Origin of the sequence: Vibrio nigripulchritudo (assembly GCF_027924785.1) — a bacterium.
GTDB classification, from domain to species: domain Bacteria; phylum Pseudomonadota; class Gammaproteobacteria; order Enterobacterales; family Vibrionaceae; genus Vibrio; species Vibrio nigripulchritudo.
The window spans coordinates 1,218,608-1,242,786 of record NZ_AP027049.1 but is presented as its reverse complement, the minus strand read 5'-3'; the positions used below and the strand labels follow the sequence as shown (position 1 = coordinate 1,242,786).

Sequence of the window (24,179 nt, the reverse complement as noted above, 5' to 3'; positions counted from 1 at the left end):
AATTCCCTTTATAAATTCAGAAAGTTTTCAATCAGCTTTGAGCCGGCTTTTGATGAGCGTTCAGGGTGAAACTGTACGCCATAGTAGTTGCCACTTTGTACTGCCGCCGTAAATGGCTTGCCATAATCACACTGGGCAATGGTGTACTCACCAACAGGCATAGCAAAGCTATGAACGAAGTAGAAATACTCTCCCTCTTCAATCCCTTTAAAAAGCGGATGGTCAGGGGCAGAAGTAACGGTATTCCAGCCCATATGTGGAAGAGGTAAGTCTCCTGTTTCCATCAATTTGACTTCACCTTCACACAAACCCAGGCAATCCACTCGTTCGTCGGCTTTCTGACCTTTTTCTTCAGAAAACTTGCCCAGCAGTTGCATACCTAGACAAATCCCCAGCAGAGGCTTTTCGACCTTTTTCACAAGATCAATCAGGTCACGCTCTTGCAGGTTTTTCATGGCTTCGCTAGCAGTGCCAACTCCGGGTAAGAAGAGTTTATCGGCAGCCAGAACAACATCTGGGTCTTTTGAAATAGTGACTGATTGCCCCAAGCGTTCGATAGCAAATTTAACTGAGGATACGTTGGCGCATCCGGTGTCAATAATGACGACTTTTTGTTTTGCCACGTGATTCTTCCTTTTTAAAGCATGCCCTTGCTACTTGGTAATTCGTTGCCTTCTACCTTAATAGCTTGGCGAAGCGTGCGACCAAATGACTTAAACAGGCTCTCTACAATGTGGTGGTCATTGTCACCTGTAGAAGACAGGTGCAATGTACACGCCATAGAGTCAGCTAATGAGCGGAAGAAGTGCACCGTCATTTCCGTTGAGAAATCTCCCACCATTTCACGGCTGAACTTAGCATCAAAAACTAGGTAAGCTCTGCCTGACAAATCGAGTGCGCATTGTGCTAGACACTCATCCATTGGCAAGCTGAAGCCAAAGCGACCAATGCCACGCTTATCACCCAAAGCTTCTTTCAGTGCTTGCCCTAAAGCCAGAGCGGTATCTTCAATAGTGTGGTGGTCGTCAATGTGTAAATCACCGTCTACACTGCATTTGATTTGGAATCCGCCGTGCGTTGCAATCTGATCCAGCATGTGGTCGAAGAAGCCCAAACCAGTTTTGATTTCGTTGCCACCTTGCTCATCAAGGTTCACAGATACTTTAATATCGGTTTCTTTGGTTGTGCGTACTACTTCCGCAACACGTGCTTTTACGGTCAAATCTTTGACAATTTGCTTCCAACCCATGGTTTCTGGGTTGTACTGAATGCCACGAATCGCCATATTCTGGGCCATTTGCACATCCGTAATACGATCACCAATCACAGCTGAGTGTTGAAAATCGATCTTTCCACCTTGAAGGTACTCTCTTACCAGGCCTAACCTAGGTTTGCGGCAATCGCTGTTGTCTTCTTCGAAGTATGGGCTAATAAGTACTTCGTCAAAAATGACCCCCTGTGAAGAGAAAATGTCCATCATCATGTTATGTGGACCATCAAAGTCTTCTTGTGGGAAGCTGTCTGTGCCCAAGCCATCCTGGTTAGTCACCATCACCAAACGGTAACCGGCGTCTTGAAGAGCCAATAAACTTGGAATGACAAACGGCTCCAGCTTGAGCTTGTCTAAGCGGTCTACCTGAAAGTCTTCTGGCGGCTCTACAATTAAGGTGCCATCACGGTCAATAAATAGAATTTTTTGTTGCTTGCTCACTACGATTTCCTTTCTTAAGCGACACTTTTAGCTAATTGATTGCGGATAAACGCGACGATTTTTTCACACTCTTCACGGTTACCAACGCTAATTCGAACACAGTTTTCAATTGGGGAGTTTCTGAGAATGATGCCGCTTTCCCATGCCGATTTAAAAATAGCATCGCCATCAGGGAATTTAACCAACAGGTAGTTACCCCACCCTTCGAACACTTCGACCCCTTGCAGCATACTCAACCCAACTTGCATGTAAGCGCGGTTGGCGTTGAGATCCAGCGTCTGGAACTTCATTCTTGCCAGACCTGCTTCAGACAATGCCTGCACGGCAATTTCAGAAACCGGAATTGGCACTGGGTAAGGTGCGATCACTTTTAGCAGTACGTTGATGATCTCTTCATTTGCCAAAGTAAAGCCGCAACGAAGCCCTGCCAAAGCAAACGCCTTCGACATGGTTCTTAAAATGGCGAGGTTTGGATACTGTCCAAGAAGGTCAGCAGTCGTCGCTTCTGGGCAGAAGTCGATATAGGCTTCGTCCATCACCACAATGGCTCGGTCTTTGGTCATCTCGAGTAAAGAGACAATATCTTCACGGTTAACCAAATTGCCTGTCGGGTTGTTCGGGCTACACACAAACACCAGTTTTACATTCTCAAGATTGGTTTGAATATTTTCGAGATCCAATTGCCAATCTTGCGTTAATGGGACTTTCTTTTGCTCAACACCAATGGTTTCTGCACTGATGGCGTACATGCCATAAGTCGGTGGGCAGAACAGAATGGCATCTTCACCCGGCTCACAAAACGCACGGATGAGGAGCTCAATCCCTTCATCGGCCCCACGAGAAGTCAGTGTCTGTTCTGGTTTAACGCCGGCATAAGCAGCGTATGCTTCAATCAGCTCTTTTGGCTGACATTCGCTGTAACGGTTCAGACGAGCGAAATCCGTCTTGTATTCGTTGTTGAATGGCGATTCATTAGCATTCAACCAAACATCACCATCGCCACCAATTCTCCGGGCAGAAAGATATGGCGTCAGTTCTTGTACTTTTTTACGAGCCAACTTTTCCATTATTTCTCTCCTGCTTGCAGCTTTTCAACACGAATGGTGACGGCGCGGCGGTGCGCATCTAACCCTTCTGCATCAGCCATGGTTACTACCGTTGGGGCAAGTGTTTTTAAACCTTCAGCAGTCAGCTCTTGTACTGTCATTCGTTTAGAGAAATCAGCCAAGCCCAGGCTGGAATATGTGCGCGTATAACCGTAAGTTGGCAAAACGTGGTTGGTTCCCGATGCATAGTCACCGGCTGACTCTGGCGACCAATCCCCCAGGAAGATAGAGCCTGCATTATCGAGTAGAGGAAGCAACTCACGAGGATTTTTGGTTTGAACAATCAGGTGTTCAGGTCCATAGAAGTTTGAGATAGACACACATTGCGTCAATGACTCGGCAATAATGATGAGGCTTGAACCCAGTGCCTTTTCAGCAATCTCAGCTCGTGACAGCTCTTTCAACTGAGCCTGAACGGCATCGGTCACTTTGTCTGCAATCACTGGAGATGGCGTCACCAAAACCACCTGAGAATCCGGACCGTGTTCCGCCTGACTAAGTAGATCCGCTGCAATGAAATCTGGGTCGGCAGTATCATCAGCGATAACCAACACTTCTGAAGGACCTGCTGGCATATCAATCGCAGCACCGCGGAAATCATTGCTCACCTGACGCTTTGCTTCCGTCACGTAGGCATTACCCGGACCAAATATTTTATCGACTTTGCTGACACTTTCCGTTCCGTAAGCCATTGCTGCAACAGCCTGACCGCCACCAACGTTGTAAACCTCATCGATATTACACAGCTGAGCGACATAAAGAATTTCATCGGCGATAGGCGGTGGTGAACACAATACGACTTTACGACAACCTGCAATTTGTGCAGGAACGCCCAGCATTAATACGGTAGAAGGAAGTGGTGCACTGCCCCCAGGGATATAAAGACCAACTGTATTAATCGGACGAGTAACCTGTTCACACACCACACCCGGCTGTGTTTCAACTTTTATCGGCTGAGATTTTTGAGCTTTGTGAAACTTAGAAATATTGGAGTAAGCCTGCTCTAGAGCTTTTTTCATATCGTCGGTCAAACGATCTGAGGCTGCTTGAATTTCTTCTTTTGAAACCCGAATAGACTCTGGTGTCACTCCGTCAAACTTTGCGGTAAGTTCAGTTAGCGCTTTGTCGCCTTCACCACGTACTTTTTGAATCACTTCCGCAACAGCCGCCGTTATATTTGCTCCTTCAGTAATCGCAGGGCGTTCTAGTACGGCATCTTGCTGTTCTTCACTCAATGATTGCCAAACAACGGTTCTCATGGTGTTACTCCATCATTTTTTCAATTGGTAGCACTAGGATTGAGCTCGCACCCAACTCTTTTAGTTGTTCCATGGTTTCCCAAAACAGATTTTCAGTACTCACAAGATGGACGGCTACGCGATTCTGCTCTGCAGACAGAGGCAATACTGTTGGGTCTTCAGCCCCTGGAAGAAGTGCTTTCACTTGCTCAAGCTTATCTGTTGGAGCGTGTAGCATGATGTATTTGGATTCTTTTGCCTGTAGGACGCCTTGCATACGAGTCAGAAGTTTCTCTATAAGAGCTTGTCTTTCTGCGTCAAATTCACCAGCACGTTGAATCAATGTCGCTTTTGACTTGAAAATCACTTCTGCTTCTTTAAGACCATTGGCTTCCAGAGTTGCGCCTGTAGAAACCAAATCTGCAATTGCGTCTGCCAGACCTGCACGAGGAGCAACTTCAACCGAGCCCGTCAATACACAAGTGCTGAATTCGACACCTTGTTCATCCATATAGCTTTTTAGTAGCTGAGGGTATGTAGTCGCAATACGTTTACCCGCCAGGTCTTGTGGTCCGTTGTATTCTTCATCTTTATCGATAGCGATGGACAAACGGCAGCCACCAAAATCTAGTCGACGAAGAGAGACAAATTCACATGGTTCACCTAATGCTTTACGGTCTAGGCGCACTTCTTCAAGCTCGTTTTCACCGATAAAGCCAAGGTCAACAACACCATCCATGATCAAACCTGGGATGTCGTCATCACGAACAAGCAGTAGGTCAATAGGCATATTTTCAGAGTGCACAACTAAGCGCTCTCCCATGATGTTGAATTTAGCACCACACTTTTTCAGTAGATTCAGACACTCTTTACTCAAGCGTCCTTTTTTCTGGATGGCAATTCTTAGGCGTTGTGTTTGCATTGCAATGTCCCTATGCGAAATTTAGTGAATATTTAATGTTTTATAAGTCGTTAAAAATGAAAAAACCCTCGGGAGTTTTGCTCTCCCGAGGGTCTAAATCTGATATTTTTGATTCAACCACCGAGAGTTCTGAGCCTCTCGGGTATGCGTAAACCTCCCGAAAGACTAGTCAGGATGATGATGGTGATGAATGTTCATTACACTTTTACGCATATTTAGTTTTCTCCTTGAGTTAACTTCACACTAACCCAAGCCGTTGGTGATTTGCAAGACCTAAGTCCAAAAAATTTTCTGAGTGAAAAATTGCTTTGAGTTAGAAATTCAGAAATGAAAAAGGCAGGTCGTATGACCTGCCTTATATAGCTAAACGGGATTATGCTGAAACAGGAGTCTGTCGACGTTTAGAAATCACACTCAAAACACCACAAACGATGACAAATGCCACGCTTGCTGACGCGAATGAGAACAACACCGACGATGTCATACCTAAAACAATGAATCCTACGCACGAAACAACAGCAACAGAAACGGCATATGGAAGCTGTGTAGCGACGTGGTCAATATGATTACAACGAGCACCAGTAGAAGACAGAATCGTTGTGTCTGAGATTGGTGAACAGTGATCGCCAAATACAGAACCTGCCAATACAGCACTTAGCATAGGAAGCATCAGTGCCAAATCTGTTGCGCCAGCCATATCACCTGCGATTGGCAGCATAATACCAAACGTTCCCCATGATGTACCTGTGGAGAATGCCATCAAACCAGAAAGCAAGAATAAAATAACAGGTAACCAGTGTGGGTTAATATTTCCCTGAACAAGTGAAGATAGATAAGTACCTGTTTTTAAATCACCAATTACAGAACCGATAGTCCAGGCAAAGAATAGAATTAATATTGCGCCAAACATAGAACCTGCGCCAATCCATAAAGTGCGAATAATTTGCACAAATTCTATTTTTTGACGTAGTACGGTAATTAAAGCGACAATTAAACCAATCAGTCCACCGTAACAAAGAGAAGTACCAACATCGGTATTTTCAAAAGCACCTAGCAGATCAAAATCTTTTCCTGAATCCGCTAATGATTGTGCACCTGTATATAACATGAAGAATACTGTCGCGAATATTAGCGCAACAATAGGCATAACTAAGTCTGAAACTCGACCCGTTTCACTTTCGTTGATATCAAGATCTTCACTTAATTCATTATTCGCAGAATCTTTTTCTGCGTCATCGAAACCGACCCCCTGAGAGGCTTCAATTTCTTTTTTACGCATTAAGCCAACATCAAGTTGGAACCAAGCAACGGCAAATACCATCAATAGTGCGAATACCGCATAAAAATTCATCGGTATCATATTTACATAAGCACTTAAGGCTGATGAATATTCCGTTAATCCATGTGTAACCAGAATGCCACCTACAATGGTCATAATATACGCACCCCAGCTTGAGGCAGGCATCAATACGCACATTGGTGCAGCGGTTGAATCTAGAATATAAGCAAGTTTTGAACGTGAAACATAAAAGCGATCAGTAACTGGTCTGGAGATAGCACCGACAGCCAGGCTATTAAAGTAGTCATCAACAAAAATGAAAACGCCTAAAAACGCTGCCAGTAATTTCGAACCACGCTTACTTTTTACTCGGCTTTGAGCCCATTCGGCGAATGCTCGAGTACCACCAGATAATGTCAGTAAAGCTGTCATCATTCCCAGCAGTAATAAAAATGCAATAATACTCATATTCCAGCTATTTAAGCTGGCTTCTTCTACTTTAACGCCATCGATAACAGTTTCATTGGTCTCAATAACGACGCCATATACTTTATCCCAGATATATTTAAACGATTCATACAGTGAATAATCTGTGATAAGTAAGCCGCCAAGCAAAATTCCCATACCCAAGGAAATAAGAACTCGACGTGTAATAATGGCTAGACCCAGAGCAACCAGTGGGGGAAGCAGCGAAAGCGGAGATGACGCAAAATCTAATAAATTCATGATCTTCAGAAACCAATATTTGGTTAGAGATCTACTGCAGACGGTATTAGTTATACCTTAAGTTGAACAAGCGAAAGGGAAGTGAACACTTCACCCAACCCTACAGTAGCGCTCCATAGTTTAACAACAACATAGACTATGGCAGTGTTATATCTATTCGAATATAACCCCAGCATTGAAAGGCGATAACTTCCAATACTTCGGCAATAACTCCTTTCAGCTCTCATCTTAGACATCACTCTCTTAGAGCTTACTGATAGTTATTGCGCCTCTACCTTGGGCGAAAACCTGGTTAAAAAGTCGCCACCCAAATCAGGTGCGAGCCATTCTACGGATGCCAAACCTTTTTGCAACATATAATTTCAAGTTTTAACCAGAATGATGAAACTTTCATCTAGATGAATGGTCTACAAGCTCCGTACTTACACTTTTTTGACACTTAGCGTAATAAATATTGACGTATTCTATTCGGCTAATAAGAAATTAAATATATTTCTAGAAATGTATATTTGAAATTCGATATATTTGAAATAAAATTATATTGTATTCTCGTCTTACACTGTTATTATTGTGTACGTTTACTAAAATAAGAATGGGACTGAACATGTCAGATATTGCAAAAACTCTGCTAAATATTCGCAGTCTGCGAGCTTTTGCTCGTGATCTACCGCTAGAGCAATTGGAAGAAGCGCTAGATAAAATAACTACCGTTGTAGAAGAGCGCCGTGAAGCTGAAGCTGCAGAATTAGCAGAAAAAGCCGAACGTGAAGCTAAATTAGCTGAATACGCAAGTATGATTGCTAAAGATGGCATCGATGTCGATGACCTAATTGCTGCACTATCTGGTGAAACTAAATCTAAAGCGAAGAAAAAACGCGATCCTCGCCCAGCAAAATATAAATATGTTGTTGATGGTGTAGAAAAGACTTGGACAGGTCAAGGTCGTACTCCTTCTGCTATTCAAGCTGAATTGGATTCCGGCAAATCTTTGGATGATTTCCTAATCTAATTTTCAGTTTGTTACAAAAATTAATGCAACGCTGAGCATGTCCCTCGATTCTATACTTCAGCGTTCAGTATAAATTGAGCCGAAACTTATATAAGTTTCGGCTTTTTTAATGCCACTATTTGCATTACGACTATTCTCAATTCCCATAATAAATATTTATAGAATCGATATCTATTAAGATTAAATTAACCTGTCTATATTCATTCAGGCTCATTATTACTCTCTTGCTTCCTTTTTTCTAATCTACTTACTACGTTTTTGATTTTTTTGCCATTTCTTACTCATGTAGCTCACTAGCCCAGAAAAATGCTTGCAGATCTTTTCTGAAGTCATATACTTCAAAGTACTGTATATCTATACAGGACTATTGAGCAATGCATGAAATAATACAAACACTACATCACAAGAACCTCCTCTGGAAAGGAACTGAAACCTCTACCAGTGTCAACACTACCTCCTCAGGTTACCCTGAGCTAGATAGTAAGCTGGGTGGTGGCTTCCCCAGAAAAGGGGTCATAGAAATTAATACCTGTATTGGGATTGGAGAGCTGCGACTTTTGCAAAACTTCATGAGCAATACCAAAGAAGACAGGCTAAGAGTCTTTATTCAGCCACCAGGAAAACTATGCAGCGAGTTTTTTTTAGCCCAAGCACTACCTCTGGATAAAATCCTGATTGTCTCTACCAAGAGCACAAAAGAGGCATTGTGGGCTGCAGAGCAATGCCTGAAGAGTGGTGCATGTTCACATGTTGTCTTATGGCAAGAGAAATTAGAAATACACCAAGTCAAACGCTTACAGGTTGCTAGTGAGACTGGGAAATGTTCTCAGATTATCTTTAAGCCACAAAAACAAGCTTTTCCACTACCCGTCTCCCTTAGCATGACATTAAAAGCTCATTCTAAAGGGTTAGATATCACTATTAACAAACGAAAAGGTGGGCTGGGTATATCTAAGTTACAGTTGGACATGTCATCTCAATGGGCAGATCTTACTCATACAAAAGTGCCAGACACAGTTGTCGCTTTTCCTTTACTCAAAAGGGGTTAGTATGCTGTGGCTTTATCTTCACTTTCCATCGCTTCAACTGGATTCTTGTTTTTTCGATTCCGACTTGGAAAACAACATTGCTATCGTCGATGAACATCACCAGATAATTCAGCTTTCCAAAAGCGGATTTGACGCAGGGCTCAAACTCAATATGGGTTTAGGGACTGCCGCATCACTTTGTCAGGATTTGCAAGTCTATCCATATGATATTGATATCGAGCATAAGAAATTAAAAGAAATTGCACAGTGGTTATATTTAATTACATCGGATATCACACTTTGTGAACCAAATGGAATTCTATTAAAGATCAGTAATATGCTGTGCCTTTATTCCAACCTTGAACATTATTGGCTTACCGTTCAACAACACCTTAAGAAATTTAACGTACGCTATCAATTTTCTACTGGATTTTCCCCTTATTCAGCCCAAATACTGGCTCAGCAAAAAAAACAGTTTATTACGGATGACTCTGACTTAATGAAAAAGCACCTCTACACGCTTCCTCTTGGTGTGAGTGATCTGTCTGAAAAAGTGGTAGATAAGTTATCAAGAGTTGGCATAGAAACTTTTGACGCTTTGTTTACTATTCCCATGGCTGATATTGCCAAGCGCTTTGATATAGATCTCATTAACTATATTGGCAAACTTACTGGGCGATTTAAGCACCCTGTCGACTTTTACCATCCTCCTCAAACTTTTAAATATTCTCTCGATTTATTATATGAAATTGAGAATATTCAGTTTCTTGAGAGGCCTCTTGATAACCTTCTGAAAAAGCTGGAACATTTTCTAAAATTACGAGACCAGTTGGCTAATGAAATACAAATCATCTTACAACTGAGAAATAAACAAAATACCAAATTTAAAGTCTGCTCCGCACAGGGAGAATATCTTGCATCAAAATGGTTATCACTATCTCAATTAACTTTCGAGTCACTCTCTATTGACTCCCCTGTTGTTGCCATCACACTGAATGTTGCGCGGATTACTCAGCAAGAAGGAAGTTACACAGATTTATTTGAGGGGAAACAAGGTACAACCAACGCATTAGAATTGATGTCTTTACTCCATGCCAAACTTGGTGAAAGAGCACTGCACAACCCTGGTCTTTTAGAAGACCCACGACCAGAGATCGCTTATCAGTACACGTCTCCAAATACTACACTGTCCCCTACCCTCAGTATTCCACCAAAGCTCAGACCTGCCATCTTATTACTACACCCAAAACCTCTTGAAGAGAAAGTGACGCTGTCTTTGGGACCAGAGAGAGTAGCAACAGGCTGGTGGGATAATCAGCCTATGGTTCGTGACTACTTTATCGCACATACCAATGAGGGTCGCTGGCTTTGGGTTTTTCGAACGCCTAAACAACAGTGGTTTCTTCACGGCGTGTTCAGTTAGATCGAATCATGAAGTACGCCGAATTATTTTGTCAGACTAATTTCTCTTTTCTTGAAGGTGCTTCTAGCCCCGAAGAGTTAGTCACTCAAGCCGACTTTTTACAATATTCAGCCATTGCTATCACCGATGAATGTTCAGTTGCGGGGGTAGTCAGAGCACATACGGCAGCCAGAGATCAGGGACTCAATGTGAAACTGATTGTGGGTTCACTATTTCGGATGAATGAAGAAGTTGAACTCATCCTACTTGCGCCTGATCGCCAAGCCTATGGCGAACTTTGCCGAATCATCACGAATGCTCGCCGGCGAAGTGCAAAAGGTGAGTACAGCCTGTCGGAGTGGGACATCATGTCTGCCAGAAATTGTTTAGTTATTTGGCTTCCAAAACACCAAAGGAGTGATTTTGAGTGGGCAAAATGGTTAATTAAACATCACAACAACCGGTTATGGATCGGGCTTCAGCGTCATCTGCAACATAACGACCATCGTTTTATTGAGCACTGCGAATGCTTAAGTCGACTTTATCAACTCCCCATCACAGCTTGTGGAGGAGTACTTATGCATACAGCGGAGCGCTTACCTCTACAACATACTCTGACCGCAATAAAACACGGGACAACAGTTGCCAAAGCGGGAAAGCTTTTACAAAGCAATTGTGAGCATTCACTTCGTTCCAAAGAGAAACTACTCCGAGTATTCAAATCAGAATGGCTAGAAGAATCTCATCGCATCCAGCTTCGCTGTTGCTTTGATATGGGGAGCTTACGCTATGAATACCCAAGTGAGCTTGTGCCTAATGGCTACACGCCAATGTCATACCTACGCGATCAAGTGCGAGCAGGAAGTCTTCGCCGATTCCCGTCGGGAGTCCCAGAGCACGTACAAAACTTGATAAACAAAGAGCTGAGCCTCATCGAAGAGTTGGAGTACCCCTATTACTTTCTGACCATCTACGACATTGTCATGTTTGCTAAGCGCAATCATATCCTTTATCAAGGACGCGGCTCTGCAGCAAATTCTGTTGTCTGCTACTGCTTAGAGATAACAGCAGTAGACCCAAGGCAAATCTCCGTACTTTTCGAGCGCTTCATCAGCAAAGAGCGCAATGAACCACCTGATATTGATGTGGATTTTGAGCACGAGAGGCGTGAAGAAGTAATCCAATACATCTATCAAAAATATGGCAGACAGAGAGCCGCTCTTTCTGCCACAGTGATTACTTACCGCTTTAAAAGTGCTGTGCGTGAAGTAGGAAAAGCTTTGGGGATCTCTGAAACCCAGTTGGATTTCTTCATCAAAAACGTCAATCGACGAGATCGAAGTTTAGGCTGGCAGGCACAGATTGTTGAACTGGGTCTAGAGCCTGAATCCCACCAAGGACAGCTATTTATCAAACTCGTCAGTGAAATTATGGGGTTCCCACGCCATTTGTCTCAACATGTAGGCGGCTTTGTTATTTCTTCTGGTCCTCTTCATGAACTGGTACCTGTCGAAAATGCAGCCATGGACGATCGTACTGTCATTCAGTGGGATAAAGACGATCTGGAAAGCCTAGGCTTGATGAAAGTCGATGTCTTGGCTTTAGGCATGCTGACCGCCATTCGTAAATGTTTTGACACCATCAAAACCTTCCACAATATCGAATTAAGCATTGCCGATATTACACGTAAACAGGATGATCCAAACGTATACGGTATGATACAAAAAGCCGACACTATTGGTGTTTTTCAGATCGAATCCCGGGCTCAAATGAGCATGTTACCGAGATTAAAGCCCAAGAATTACTACGATTTGGTCATTCAAATTGCGATTGTAAGACCAGGTCCCATTCAGGGGGACATGGTGCATCCATTTCTAAAAAGACGAAATGGTATTGAAGAGATCACTTACCCTTCAGAAGAAGTCAAAGATGTCCTTTCAAGAACCATGGGAGTACCGATCTTTCAGGAACAGGTGATAAAGCTGGCTATGGTTGCAGCAGGGTTCAGCGGCGGCGAAGCGGATCAATTACGACGTGCAATGGCTTCCTGGAAGAAAAACGGTCAATTAATGAAATTCAAATCGAAGCTCATTAATGGCATGTTAGAGCGGGGATACGAAGAGGGATTCGCAATCAGGATATTTGATCAGATCTGTGGATTTGGCGAATATGGGTTTCCTGAAAGTCATTCAGCTTCCTTTGCTGTACTTGCGTACGTTTCCGCCTGGCTAAAACATTATTATCCAGAAGCTTTCTTTACCGCATTGATGAACAGTCACCCAATGGGTTTTTACAGTATTTCTCAGCTCGTTCAGGATGCTCGACGTCACGGAATATCCGTTCAGCCTATCTGTGTGAATCAATCTGATTATGACCATTTAGTCGTTAAGCGTGACAAACGATTCCATATAAGACTAGGCATGCGCATAATTAAAGGATTAAAGAAAGGAACCGCTGAAAAGATAGCAGCAAGTCGTTCTCAATCTGGGTATCGTCACATTTCGGATTTAAAAAGCGTCGGTATTGAACGGAAAGACTTAGAAACTCTTGCTTCTGCTGATGCATTGAAGGCATTTGTCGGTAATCGATTCTCGGCTCGCTGGAATATCATGGATGATGACAATGATCTTCCCCTATTACAAAGTCTGGATACTTCCTCGCAACCCTATCACTATCAACCAGATGACTTCAGCAATCTTACAGAAGATTATGCAGCAACAGGGCTGTCTTTAAACAAACACCCTATCACCTTACTCAATGAGGCTGGCTTATTACCTCGTTTCTCCAGAATGAGTCAACTCCCAGACAAACAACACAAGTCTCTTATTACCGTTATAGGAGTAGTTACAGGGAGGCAATCACCAGGAACAGCAGGTGGTGTTACCTTTTTTACTCTGGAAGATGACACAGGCAATATCAATGTCGTTGTTTGGGGGGCGACTGCCCGAGCTCAAAAGCAAGCCTATCTTACCGCCAAGGTACTTAAGGTAAAGGGAGTTTTGGAACGTGAGGGGGAAGTGATCCATGTTATTGCAGGAAAGCTAACTGACATGACTGACAGCTTAGCGGATCTAAGGACACACTCCCGAGACTTCCATTAAGAGGAAACAGGATAGAGCGGCTAACACCCCTCTATTCCGTTAAATTCTTATTCTTGATCGATCATCCATTTGCGAAATGCTTTACGCTCTTCTTTGGATGCTTTTAAGTACCATGCTTGAAGCTGTGATAGTGCTTGAGATGCATCTACTTTCTCAGGCGTTACAGCTTTAGATTTAGTAGCACTTTTAACTTCAGCAACGGCTACTGTACCTGCACTCACTGCAGCAAAGGTAATACCGTTTTTCTCGTTATAATCTCTAACCAGAGCCTTAACATCCCAATAAGGAACAAAGCCCCCTTTGCCTTCTAAAAATACAGTCTCGCTATCAATTAGATCGCCGTCTTCATAGACTAACCACTGAGGGTTCTTGTTGAACAAATTTCGAGCATGCTGAACACTATAAACTTTAGGATGAGCAATCGTAATGTCTTTACCACTAGCTTGGAAAGACACAATATAAGGGCTGGAGGTAAATATATCCTTACTACCACCAGACCCGAAAGATTTGGACATTTTAACTACAGCCTGATTGGTTCCTTCAGATAGTTTGAAACCTTCTTCAAACTCTGAACTCTCCATACCATTCAATACCAAAAGATCGACACCAGGTTTTAGCTCTAACTGTGCTGCACTTAAAAAAGTAGAAAAGCACATTGCCAACGGAATGATAAACGTATTTCTAAACTTCATGAATTCTCCATAATAAAAAAGCCACCCTAAGGTGGCTTTTATACAATACTTTAAAGCGAATTAGAATGACGCTTTAACACCGAAGCCGTAGCCAGTTTCAGTGTTGTCTGCAGAAGTGTGACCAACTTCCGCGTATGCTGTTACGTTAGAAGTAAGAGCGTAACCAGCGTTTACGAAGCCATCGTTGATAGCATCAGCATCTTCTGTCTTAGAGTTAGAGAAGCCAGCACCGAATGTCCAAGCATCCATAGTGTAAGTAGCCGCTAGACCGAATACGTTTGTCTTAGATGAAGAACCAGACTTGTCAAGCTTACCTTGAGAAGCCAAAGCTTCTAGTTTAAGAGCATCGATTGTGTATGCTACTTCTAGAGCTAGAACAGTTTGGTCGTTACCAGCTGCAGTGCCTTTAGTTTTACCGTAGAAACCTTGAACGTCTAGGTCACCAAAACGTGCACCAAGCTTAGCATCGATGTGGTTGCTGTCAGTGTCTTTCAGCTTATCGTTGTTCTTAGCTTTGTCTTGAAGGAATGCGATACCACCGTAGAATTGACCTTTGTCGATAGTGTACTTAACAACTTCGTCGCCAGAGAAATCGAACTCGTCAACTTTAGACTTGATACCGAATAGGTAGTCGTTACCGATACCTAGATCGTCAAGGATAGTTGCTGTACGACCAAATACTAGATCACCAGCGGAAGCAGAGTAGAAACCGATGTAAGCATCACCAGTTTTAGTACCAGTGTCTTGAACTTCGAAGAAGCCGCCTACTTTAAGGTCATCGTTTAGAGCGTAACGTAGGTCGAAAGCGAAATCCGCGTCATCAACTTCTTGAGTCAGCTCAGCGCCGTCAGCCGTACCTTTCTTGTAACGAACTTCGATGTCGCCTTTCAGGTTAGCTGTAACGCCATCTTTGTTGTAAAGTTCGATAGCTGCGTTTGCAGAACCTGCAACCGCCATAACTGCTAGAGCTACTAGAGTCTTTTTCATAATAATCCACTGCCTTTTCTTAGCTGGGAATTCCTTTTCGGTTCCCTTATTTAGTTTTTATCAAAGTTGAATCTTAAACCGAAGTTCAAGGCACAACTCCTCTAAATTTCGATGTTAAGATTGCAGAAGAATCCGCTACATGTCAAATGACTAAAAAAATAAAAATAAAAATTCATAAAACAAAAAATATCAACAACTTACATTGATAACATAAACTTTTAGAACAAAATCACACCAATTAACCATCAAAAATCTTAACCTGTAGTTTTTATTTTTTTAGTACAAAAAATTAATAAATGAAAAATAAAACACAAAAAACAGAACAATAAACCAATCCAACGTCTTTCTTGATATAAATGTCTATATCATTTCCACACTTTACCTAACCCCATGATCGTTCAATTTTTTTTTGTGATTGAGATCTAGATTTGCCTAAAAAGCACGCCATTCTGACGAAAACACATGCAACAGCAGGATTGTGCTACAATCTCGCGCGTTCAAATTAGAGGCAGAAAATGCTTAATACAACTATTCAAAAGTCCATTCGTAGCAGCTATAGCAACCTGCAAAATCATTTAGAAAACTTTATACCGAGACGGGCGCAAAACTACCTTGTCTCGGAAATTGCGCGTACCTTGTCAGGGCAATACCACAAAGCCAACAGAATGATAGTTGCTGAAGCTGGAACAGGAATTGGTAAATCTCTCGCCTATCTAATGAGCGTTATCCCATACGCCACCTTTAACAAGAAGAAAGTCGTCATATCAACTGCAACCGTTGCACTGCAGGAACAGTTGATGAATAAGGACCTTCCTTTATTTAGACGTATAAGCGACTCGCCCTTTTCATTTGCTTTAGCTAAGGGTCGTCAACGATACTGCTGTGCAGAGAAACTAGCCATTGCCAGTGGCGGCTCTGAACAACAGATTGCGATGTTTGAAAGTAAGCCATCCAGCAAAGATATTGAATCCCTTAAAGAGATGTACCAGTCGCTTTGTGAAAACAAATGGGATGGTGAACGCGATTCCTGGCCTTCACCGATTTCAAACGAGATTTGGTCCAAGATTGTCAGCGACAAACACAGTTGCAACGCCACGCTACCAGTCCATAGAGACTGCCCATTTCAAAAAGCACGCTCAAAGCTGGATAAAGTAGATGTCATCATCGCGAACCATAGCCTAGTCATGGCCGACGCCGAGCTAGGTGGTGGTGTTATCTTGCCAGAGCCTGAGCAAACCATATTCGTATTTGATGAAGCGCATCATTTACCCACGGTCGCTCGCGATCATTCTTCAGCTTCGGCCTCGTTGAAGGGTGCTGCTTCCTGGCTGGAAAAATTGAACACTCAATCCGCGAAGCTCTGCAGTATGGCAGATGAGAAGCGAGTGAATCGCTTCAGAAATGAACTCCAGGATGCCATTCAATTGTTGGTGCCAAGTTTAAATCAGCTCGCTAAGCAGTTCTCCCCGACAGCCTTTGTCGAAAAAGCCTATCGATTTGAGCATGGAGAATTACCTGACTGGTTAGAAACTGAAGCGCAAGGTCTAAAACAATCCAGTAAAAAAGGGGCGCAGTCTCTGGGAAAAATCGCGGATCTCATATCAGAGCGAGTAAAAGAAGGAGAGCTATCCAATAAACTGGCAGAGCCAGCGTTGGCGGAAATAGGCTTTTTTCTCCAGCGTTTTGAAAACCTCGCCAAAGTCTGGAGCTTAATGGCAGAACCTACTAGGGAAAAAGGTGCACCGTTGGCTCGATGGGTTGAACTTTCAGAGGAGAGAGAAGGTGACTTTATTGTGTCTGTGTCGCCACTGGAAGTCGGCTGGCAACTCGACCAATTGTTATGGAGCCGATGTGCAGGTGCAGTGCTGGTTTCTGCAACCATTCGGGCATTAAACTCTTTTTCGTTCTTCTGTCGACAAGCAGGAATCAGCGATAAACCAGATGAAGGCACTCAATTTCTTGCCTTGGCATCACCTTTTGATTACCAGAATCAAGGGGAGCTATATATTCCTAAACTGACTTACGAACCTCAAGCTAACGAATTTACCGATTATTTAATCGAAGTTCTCCCCTCTTATATAGAAGAAGGAAAAGCTAACCTTGTTCTGTTTGCTTCCTACTGGCAAATGAATAAAGTTGCTCAAGGAATATCGAAGAAAGCCAAATCTGAAAAATGGATGCTACAAGTTCAGGGGGAATCTTCGAGAAATGAAATTCTGAAGAAGCATAAGTTTTATTGCGAAAAACAAAAGACCAGCATTCTATTTGGAACAGGCAGCTTTTCTGAAGGCTTAGATTTGCCGGGAGAACTACTTGAAAACCTCATCATCACAAAAATTCCGTTTGCCGTTCCGACATCTCCAGTAGAGGAAGCACACGCAGAATATATAGAAAGAAAAGGAGGTAATCCTTTCCTGCAAATTTCTGTGCCTGAAGCCAGTAAAAAGCTGATTCAATCTGTCGGTCGATTGCTGCGTAAAGAAAGAGATTCTGGTAGAGTCATCATCTTAGACAGAAGACTTGTCACCAAGCGATATGGCAAGTCTTTGATTGACTCATTGCCCCCATTCAAACGACGTATCGAATACTAATAACGACGTGTCGATTATAAATAAAGAAAAACTAATACATGGAATTCATTGAGCCAACAATGTTGGTGGTGCTCGCTTTAGTGGCATTCTTAGCCGGATTTATCGATGCTGTAGCTGGTGGAGGCGGTATGCTTACTGTCCCTGCCCTGCTTTCGCTGGGTCTGCCGCCACATATTGCACTAGGTACCAATAAACTCGCTGCAACTTTTGCTTCTTCGACTGCAGCCGTCACTTACTATAAAAAACGTCTATTCAGACCTGAATGCTGGAAGAAAGCATTTATAGGAACGTTAATAGGCGCGACACTGGGAACACTTGTTGTTGATGCGATCAGCACAGAGTGGCTGGAAAAAGTTCTTCCATTAGTCATTTTGCTCTCAGCGCTTTACACCATTTGGCACAAACCCGTAAATGCATCCAATAATGCCGTTCCTGAACCTTGCCCAAGCCTGACTCGAAAGCAGTGGCTACAAAGCCTCACTTTAGGTTTTTATGATGGGGTTGCTGGTCCGGGAACCGGGGCATTTTGGACCGTCAGTAGTATGGCTTTGTACAAAATGAACATTCTGCTGGCATCTGGACTGGCAAAGGCCATGAACTTTACCAGTAATTTCACCTCTCTGATTACTTTCGCAATCTTAGGTCACATTAACTGGGTACTAGGGCTCACTATGGGTGTATGCTTAATGGCAGGTGCCTATGTAGGCGCTCACTCAGCCATCAGGTTCGGAGCAAAGTTCATACGACCAGTATTCATTACCGTTGTCGTAGTTCTGGCTGGAAAATTAGCGTTTGATGCATGGTTTGTAAGCCTATGAGCAATTTCAGATCGTTAAAACAGAAAATCGAGCAGCTTAGTGAACAAGCTGCACAACTCGACAGGCGGAGAGGCGAACACCATCAGCCGTTGTTTGATGAAAGGCTTTTTCACAGTCGGTCTCGTCTTCTTGTACCATGCGTAAAAGAACTCCAAGCGACTTATGATTCTATCGTCCGAGAGCAAGAAAGCGGGCGATTAACAGCTCTTAGAGCAGAGCATTTAACCTCTCAGATGGTTGCTCAGATGGAAGCCATTCAAAGAGAGCTGTCAACTCAAACCATACGTAAAAGTGAAATTAAGCATTCCAGCCACTTTCAAAAACCGATTAACCAGCTATATCAGGAAATGGCTCAGCACCAAGAATGGGAACGTCGCCTCAAGGAGCTGGTTTTAGAAAAACAACGAGAACTGGATGCCTCGCCAGCCTATATGCAGGGTCAGGCGCAACAAGCATTAGTAGCCACAGAACAGAGGCTAAAGCGCTGTCAGGAATCCAAGCTAAAACTCGAAAATCAAATTACTTATAGAGAACGTAATCAGCCATGAGCAACCCTACTCCACTAGATTCAGCACCTGACGAAATCAAGTTGGCTGTCGACCTTATTTATCTTCTTGAATCGAATGAAATTGAAGCCAAGACAGCATTGGCTGCACTGGAGATCGTAAAAGCAGATTTAGAAAGGAAGCTGGACTCAGAATAGATCTGAACCACATAGATCACTTTTGAAAAAATATCGTCACTTCAGCGACTTCGATTCCGAACTTTCGAATTGAAGTTCGGTTGAACACGTGTTTCTCATCCTGACGGTATAGCCAGTCATCGAAATGAACTTCAACTGTCGAACCATCAAATTCGAGCAAAAAGTCGTAGCGCCAATGAAGAGCATTACCTGATTCGACACCCATCGCCTCTCCAACAATATCATCGGCTCTTCCAATATAACTGCCATCGTCTTCTCGAGTGATAACCCATATCCTTTGGTCTTTTTCTCCGTCATCGAATACAAAGTCCTCGACCAAAGTGAGCGTATTTTCTTCTACAGTACCAAACAGATCAACCGTGAAGCGGCGTGTCTGCTTGTCTGTATAATCCTGAATCATTCCCCAGGCCTGAGACTCTCCTTCAAAATAGCCAAATAAATCGAAATTCGGCGTCGCCGCCTGATAATCATCGATGTCGGCTGAACAAGCGGCTAAAAGAGTAATCAGCCAGAGAATCAGGATTTTTTTCATCTACGTTTTCCTAAGGTCTGTTGACCTATCAATTGTTGTCTGTGTTTCGGGTATTCGGTATTGGGTGAAAACCAAATAGAAAGAAATGCGTCGTTTAACTGCTCGCTGGTTATATCACCAAGGTGGTTCGCTTTGTTCTGAGAATCGTAGAAAATGAATTGACCATTCTCGCCATCAGACACGTACACCAACCTTTCACCTTTGTTGATGTCTGGATATATACCTGACAAAGTCGCGATCCAATCGTCTCTTTGTTCCTTGCTATAACCCAAATGCTCCCATTGCTCCTGAGTTACATCCAGCAATTGTTGCTTAGGAATATCCCGAAGGTAGTTAATAAGCAACGCCATAGGATGAGGCGACACATCACCACTCTCTTTGTATATGCCATCAGGGGTTTTTAGCTCAGACTTATAAATATCGAAAAACAACCAGCTTAAGCTGGACTTACCAACGGTTTTCCATCCGTCCCAGTCTTGGTTATCTTGTGAGCTTGGTGTCGAGCTTTGAGCATTAGCAGCCATCAAAATCCCGAACATCAAAATACCTACGTACTTTTTCATAACATCCCCCAGCGAGAGCTTAGTAATTTGGTCACAAAATAACCGAGCAAAAACCATTCCAAGAACAAAATGGAGAGGGTGAGTAAGACGCCAAGCTCCCAGTCTACCGCCCCTAAGCGAAAGCCAGCGAAGTAGCTTAATGCTCCAGAAACCCCTACTAATAGCGATACGAAATTTCTTGGATATCGGTTCACCAGACTTCTCATTTGCACCGCATACCAACCAAACAGCCCCCAGAGCAACGTAAGCCAGACAGGGAAGGACACAGAAGGAAAAGTGAAAAGCCCTGTTTGCCAGTTAATGTGGTCGACTAAAATACCGAGCGCACTAACGGCAAAAATTAGCCTCAGCTTTTTCACTTCATCAACAAAGCAGAACAACAGAGTCAATACACTAGCTACAACTAACCATATCTGAGTGTTTTCTCTACCGATAACAGCAAGGAACCAAAGCCCCTGAAACCATAAGCTGCTGGCGATAACAGGTACATTGCTCTTGCTGATCATAATCAGCTCACCTTGTGGAATGTCAGGTGAACGGTGCTTATCGTATTCGCCAGAAAACCACCTTCACAGTAGCTCAGGTAATAGCGCCACATACGCACGAACCTTTCGTCGTATCCAAGCTGAATCACTTGAGGATAAGCTTGATTAAAGGCATGATGCCAGTCGGAGAGCGTACGGGCATAATCTTGCCCTATGTCATATAAGTCCCTGACAACAAAACCACTATGACGTGTCGTTTGTTCCAAAAGGTGAGTAACGGACGGCAAAAAACCGCCTGGGAAGATGTACTTCTGAATAAAGTCGACTTGTTTGCTGTATTGTTCGAACCTTTGATCCGCAATGGTGATCGCCTGAATGGCTAACAGCCCTCCCGGTTTAAGCAGGGAGTAACATTTCTCAACATAAGAAGGCAGATACTGTTTGCCTACCGCTTCAATCATTTCAATCGACACGACCTTGTCGTATTGACCATCAAGCATACGATAGTCTTCTTTGAGCAGTGTGATCTTATCTTCTAGCCCAGCCTGTATTATCTGATCTCTGGCGTATGCATGCTGCTCTTCTGAGATCGTAGTGGTGGTAACCTGACATCCGTATCGGGATGCCATGTAAATCGCCATCCCTCCCCACCCAGTACCGATTTCGAGAACGTGATCGTCTTTATTCAGTCGGAGCTGCTGGCAAAGACGTTCCATCTTGTTGATTTGTGCCGAAGCTAACGAATCATTTTCTGAATTATAGATACCCGACGAGTACAACATGTTCTCATCAAGAAACAATGTATATAGATCGTTGCCTAAGTCGTAGTGCGCTTCTATGTTCTGTTTTGACTGAGTAAGTGAATTTCGATTCAGCCAATGTGCAACCCGTAATCCGGCTTTCTGGATCCAGCCAACGTTTTTATCCACCGCATCCAGAGTATCCAGATTCTCCGCCATTACACGAGTTACCTGAGTTAAATTCGGGCTATCCCATAAACCGTCCATGTAAGCTTCTGCTCCACCAATGCTTCCTCCTTTTACTACCCGCTCGTAAAAATCGGCATCCAGAATGTCTATGATTGCTCTTTGTTCAGCAGATGGGTCTCCAAACTCCATTTGCTCACCAAATCTTTCGGTAATCGTGACCTGCCCTTTGGACAAATTACCTAACAACTTTAAAACCAGAGATCGGTAAGCCTGCTGACGAACAGACAGGACACCTTCAGAGGCAAAGGAACGGCTATTTAGCATGAGGTGTTTCCTTATTTTTATTATCAGGGTGAGAGTAATAATTCGCGCCTTTGACCCAGAGCTTGAGTGCGTGCCAGTAAATGCCCACAACCACTTTCACAGCCATGATTGGAGTTTTTACCAGGTATCGAATCAGCGTCCATCGGTTCAAAGGTTTCGCATCCATCGCCATGGAAGCATCAAACACTTTTTCTTCCTGATGGCACTCAAGATGTACCATCAGTTTGTTATTCAAGGGTTTTAACGACCAAACATATTGTTGTTCGATTGGATTAAAAGGAGATACGTGAAATTCTTTATCGTGTTTCCAGTTTTCGCGTTGCTCTCCGGGATCGGCTTTCACAGCATAGTAATGTCGCTCATTCCAGGGGGTATTGCTGACTTCTGCCAGAAGATAGCGCCATTCATCTTGTTCATCGTATAGGTAGTAAAAATTGACCGGGCTAAAGTAGATGCCGAAATACCTCAAATGGCAGACAGCTTTCACCTTTCCTTTTAGCTTTACACCCGTCAGGTCTCGAACTTTTTGCTGAACTGCTCCTTTCAAATCACCAGAACCCACGTAATCTTCTCGGCGAAAACGAGCCCAGTGCCAACGTTTGTCACCAAATCCAATCAGTTTTTCTTTCAGATGTTCTACTTCATCCAGATCCAAACAAGGCATAAACAGCGGATATCTCAGGCTGTGCTTCACAGGGGAAAACCGCCTGTGCGTCACTTCGCCTTCTAGCATGCAGCTTGAGAAAGTCATGCGACCCCCTTCTTGAGTGCCGCTGCTTGCATTCTGATGCCTTCAACCACTTCTATCGCACTTCGAACACCATCTTCATGAAACCCGTTGTACCAGTATGCCCCGCAGTACCAGGTCGAATTCAAGCCATCGATTGAGGTCTTCTGCTTTTGTGCTTCGTGTGATTCTTTAGTAAATACAGGATGGTGGTAAGTGAATTGTCGGATAACCTTTGACGCATCAATCTTGTCACTCGAATTCAAGGAAACACAGAAGGTTTCATCGCTTTCTATATGCTGGAGAATGTTCATGTTGTAGGTCAAAGAAGGTAAGGATTGCTCCTCGCCATCTTCCCCAGAGAGAAGATAGTTCCAAGATGCCCAAGCCGCGCGTTTTTCAGGAAGCAGTCGGGTATCGGTGTGAAGAACAACTTCATTGGCTTGGTATTGCATATCTGACAGTAAAGACTGCTCTTTCTCAGACGGGTCACTCAGCAGCCTGAGAGCCTGATCACTATGACAGGCAAATACGACAGCATCAAAATGCTCCATTCCGTGTCGTGACTTTATCAGTACTCCACTATGCTTTCTTTCTACGCTTTCCACCGGGCTGTTAAGACGAATATTGTCTTTAAAGCCTTTGGTAAGTGGATCAATATAGGCTTTAGATCCTCCATTGATCACGTACCATTGAGGTCGGTCAGTAATATCAAGCAGACCGTGATTCAAAAAGAAATTAAGGAAAAACTGCAGAGGAAACGCTCGCATATCAGCCAGTGTAGAAGACCATATCGCCGCTCCCATTGGCAGAATATAGTTATCGGCGAAGTAATGACTGAAACGGTTCTGCTGAAGAAAGTCTCCAAGGGTCTGTTCTACCCAATCATTTTCATCTACTGCCTTTTTTGCGAGCTTATTGAAACGAAGAATTTCGTAAATGAAATGATAGAACTTGGGATTGAGAAAATTACGTTTTTGAGCAAATAGTGTAGAAAGCGTGTGACCGTTATATTCCAACCCGTTGCTTTGATTGCTCACGCTAAAGCTCATCTGAGTTGGAGTACCTGTCACCCCTATCTCATTCATCATTGATATAAAGTTAGGGTATGTGCGATCGTTGTAAACGATAAAGCCGGTATCTACAGCATAAGTTCTGCCTTTTCGCTCTACATCAATTGTGGCTGTATGCCCGCCAATGTAATCGTTGGCTTCAAAAATCGTGATATCGTGTTCTTGATGCAAATAGTATCCACACGTCAGCCCTGATATACCCGATCCAATAATAGCAATCTTCATTTGTCCTC

At 43.3% G+C, this 24,179-nt stretch carries 22 protein-coding genes, 1 riboswitch and 1 other annotated feature; of the genes, 8 read left to right on the top strand and 14 right to left on the bottom strand.

The window, feature by feature from the left end:
• Positions 1-8: 8 nt before the first annotated feature.
• The 6 genes from hisH to QMG91_RS05900 form a co-directional block, all read right to left on the bottom strand.
• On the bottom strand, positions 9-623 hold the full coding sequence (gene hisH, locus QMG91_RS05925) for an imidazole glycerol phosphate synthase subunit HisH (RefSeq protein ID WP_022551139.1): 615 nt from the start codon (positions 621-623) through the stop codon (positions 9-11).
• Between the two features lie 14 nt (positions 624-637).
• Positions 638-1,711, bottom strand: a complete 1,074-nt coding sequence (gene hisB / locus QMG91_RS05920; RefSeq protein WP_281829574.1) for a bifunctional histidinol-phosphatase/imidazoleglycerol-phosphate dehydratase HisB — start codon at positions 1,709-1,711, stop codon at positions 638-640.
• 14 nt (positions 1,712-1,725) lie between these two features.
• Positions 1,726-2,778 (bottom strand): histidinol-phosphate transaminase, encoded by a 1,053-nt coding sequence (gene hisC, locus QMG91_RS05915; protein WP_200766940.1) that lies wholly within the window; start codon positions 2,776-2,778, stop codon positions 1,726-1,728.
• The gene (gene hisD, locus QMG91_RS05910) at positions 2,778-4,076 is read right to left on the bottom strand and encodes a histidinol dehydrogenase (RefSeq protein WP_022551142.1); all 1,299 of its coding nucleotides are present in this window, start codon (positions 4,074-4,076) and stop codon (positions 2,778-2,780) included. The genes hisC and hisD overlap by 1 nt, the downstream gene beginning before the upstream one ends.
• Before the next feature lie 4 nt (positions 4,077-4,080).
• A complete protein-coding gene (hisG, locus tag QMG91_RS05905; protein WP_004406274.1) occupies positions 4,081-4,977 on the bottom strand; it encodes an ATP phosphoribosyltransferase in 897 nt (298 codons plus the stop codon).
• 56 nt (positions 4,978-5,033) lie between these two features.
• Positions 5,034-5,167 (bottom strand) — a sequence feature (His leader region).
• 183 nt (positions 5,168-5,350) lie between these two features.
• Positions 5,351-6,982: a Na+/H+ antiporter NhaC family protein gene (locus QMG91_RS05900; protein WP_281829570.1), complete on the bottom strand. Its 1,632-nt coding sequence runs from the start codon at positions 6,980-6,982 to the stop codon at positions 5,351-5,353.
• A 98-nt stretch (positions 6,983-7,080) separates the two neighbouring features.
• Positions 7,081-7,264, bottom strand: a riboswitch (Lysine riboswitch).
• 322 nt (positions 7,265-7,586) lie between these two features.
• On the opposite strand from QMG91_RS05900, the gene QMG91_RS05895 reads away from it, so the two are divergent.
• The 4 genes from QMG91_RS05895 (at position 7,587) to QMG91_RS05880 (ending at position 13,522) form a co-directional block, all read left to right on the top strand.
• Positions 7,587-7,991: an H-NS family histone-like protein gene (locus tag QMG91_RS05895; RefSeq protein WP_004406271.1), complete on the top strand. Its 405-nt coding sequence runs from the start codon at positions 7,587-7,589 to the stop codon at positions 7,989-7,991.
• Between the two features lie 374 nt (positions 7,992-8,365).
• Positions 8,366-9,040, top strand: a complete 675-nt coding sequence (gene imuA, locus QMG91_RS05890; RefSeq protein WP_281829567.1) for a translesion DNA synthesis-associated protein ImuA — start codon at positions 8,366-8,368, stop codon at positions 9,038-9,040.
• Position 9,041: 1 nt separating this feature from the next.
• Positions 9,042-10,442 carry a Y-family DNA polymerase gene (locus QMG91_RS05885; protein ID WP_281829565.1) on the top strand — a complete coding sequence of 467 codons (1,401 nt, stop codon included), beginning with the start codon at positions 9,042-9,044 and terminating at the stop codon, positions 10,440-10,442.
• An 8-nt stretch (positions 10,443-10,450) separates the two neighbouring features.
• Positions 10,451-13,522, top strand: a complete 3,072-nt coding sequence (locus QMG91_RS05880) for an error-prone DNA polymerase (protein ID WP_281829563.1) — start codon at positions 10,451-10,453, stop codon at positions 13,520-13,522.
• A 47-nt stretch (positions 13,523-13,569) separates the two neighbouring features.
• On the opposite strand, the gene QMG91_RS05875 is transcribed toward QMG91_RS05880, so the two are convergent.
• Both QMG91_RS05875 and QMG91_RS05870 read right to left on the bottom strand, forming a co-directional pair.
• On the bottom strand, positions 13,570-14,214 hold the full coding sequence (locus QMG91_RS05875; protein ID WP_281829562.1) for a YccT family protein: 645 nt from the start codon (positions 14,212-14,214) through the stop codon (positions 13,570-13,572).
• Positions 14,215-14,274: 60 nt separating this feature from the next.
• Positions 14,275-15,201, bottom strand: coding sequence for a porin (locus QMG91_RS05870; protein ID WP_022551148.1), 927 nt, complete (start codon positions 15,199-15,201; stop codon positions 14,275-14,277).
• 515 nt (positions 15,202-15,716) lie between these two features.
• On the opposite strand from QMG91_RS05870, the gene dinG reads away from it, so the two are divergent.
• The 4 genes from dinG to rsmS are packed head-to-tail and all read left to right on the top strand — an operon-like array spanning position 15,717 to position 19,313.
• The gene (gene dinG, locus QMG91_RS05865) at positions 15,717-17,792 is read left to right on the top strand and encodes an ATP-dependent DNA helicase DinG (protein WP_281829559.1); all 2,076 of its coding nucleotides are present in this window, start codon (positions 15,717-15,719) and stop codon (positions 17,790-17,792) included.
• Between the two features lie 38 nt (positions 17,793-17,830).
• Positions 17,831-18,610 carry a sulfite exporter TauE/SafE family protein gene (locus QMG91_RS05860; protein ID WP_022613098.1) on the top strand — a complete coding sequence of 260 codons (780 nt, stop codon included), beginning with the start codon at positions 17,831-17,833 and terminating at the stop codon, positions 18,608-18,610.
• Positions 18,607-19,158, top strand: a complete 552-nt coding sequence (locus QMG91_RS05855; protein ID WP_281829556.1) for a primosomal replication protein — start codon at positions 18,607-18,609, stop codon at positions 19,156-19,158. Before QMG91_RS05860 ends, QMG91_RS05855 begins: the two co-directional genes overlap by 4 nt.
• The gene (gene rsmS / locus QMG91_RS05850; protein WP_022595286.1) at positions 19,155-19,313 is read left to right on the top strand and encodes a pleiotropic regulatory protein RsmS; all 159 of its coding nucleotides are present in this window, start codon (positions 19,155-19,157) and stop codon (positions 19,311-19,313) included. The genes QMG91_RS05855 and rsmS overlap by 4 nt, the downstream gene beginning before the upstream one ends.
• A 16-nt stretch (positions 19,314-19,329) precedes the next feature.
• On the opposite strand, the gene QMG91_RS05845 is transcribed toward rsmS, so the two are convergent.
• From QMG91_RS05845 to QMG91_RS05820, 6 genes are read right to left on the bottom strand one after another with little or no spacing between them, the layout of a single operon-like run.
• Positions 19,330-19,845 carry a DUF3833 domain-containing protein gene (locus tag QMG91_RS05845; protein ID WP_281829553.1) on the bottom strand — a complete coding sequence of 172 codons (516 nt, stop codon included), beginning with the start codon at positions 19,843-19,845 and terminating at the stop codon, positions 19,330-19,332.
• Positions 19,842-20,408, bottom strand: coding sequence for a hypothetical protein (locus tag QMG91_RS05840; protein ID WP_281829551.1), 567 nt, complete (start codon positions 20,406-20,408; stop codon positions 19,842-19,844). Before QMG91_RS05840 ends, QMG91_RS05845 begins: the two co-directional genes overlap by 4 nt.
• Positions 20,405-20,914, bottom strand: coding sequence for a DUF2878 domain-containing protein (locus tag QMG91_RS05835; protein WP_281829549.1), 510 nt, complete (start codon positions 20,912-20,914; stop codon positions 20,405-20,407). Before QMG91_RS05835 ends, QMG91_RS05840 begins: the two co-directional genes overlap by 4 nt.
• A 2-nt stretch (positions 20,915-20,916) precedes the next feature.
• Positions 20,917-22,146 carry an SAM-dependent methyltransferase gene (locus QMG91_RS05830; protein WP_281829547.1) on the bottom strand — a complete coding sequence of 410 codons (1,230 nt, stop codon included), beginning with the start codon at positions 22,144-22,146 and terminating at the stop codon, positions 20,917-20,919.
• Positions 22,136-22,897 carry a DUF1365 domain-containing protein gene (locus QMG91_RS05825; protein WP_281829545.1) on the bottom strand — a complete coding sequence of 254 codons (762 nt, stop codon included), beginning with the start codon at positions 22,895-22,897 and terminating at the stop codon, positions 22,136-22,138. The genes QMG91_RS05830 and QMG91_RS05825 overlap by 11 nt, the downstream gene beginning before the upstream one ends.
• Complete coding sequence (locus QMG91_RS05820; protein WP_281829543.1) at positions 22,894-24,171, bottom strand: NAD(P)/FAD-dependent oxidoreductase; 1,278 nt, start codon at positions 24,169-24,171, stop codon at positions 22,894-22,896. The genes QMG91_RS05825 and QMG91_RS05820 overlap by 4 nt, the downstream gene beginning before the upstream one ends.
• Positions 24,172-24,179: the final 8 nt, after the last annotated feature.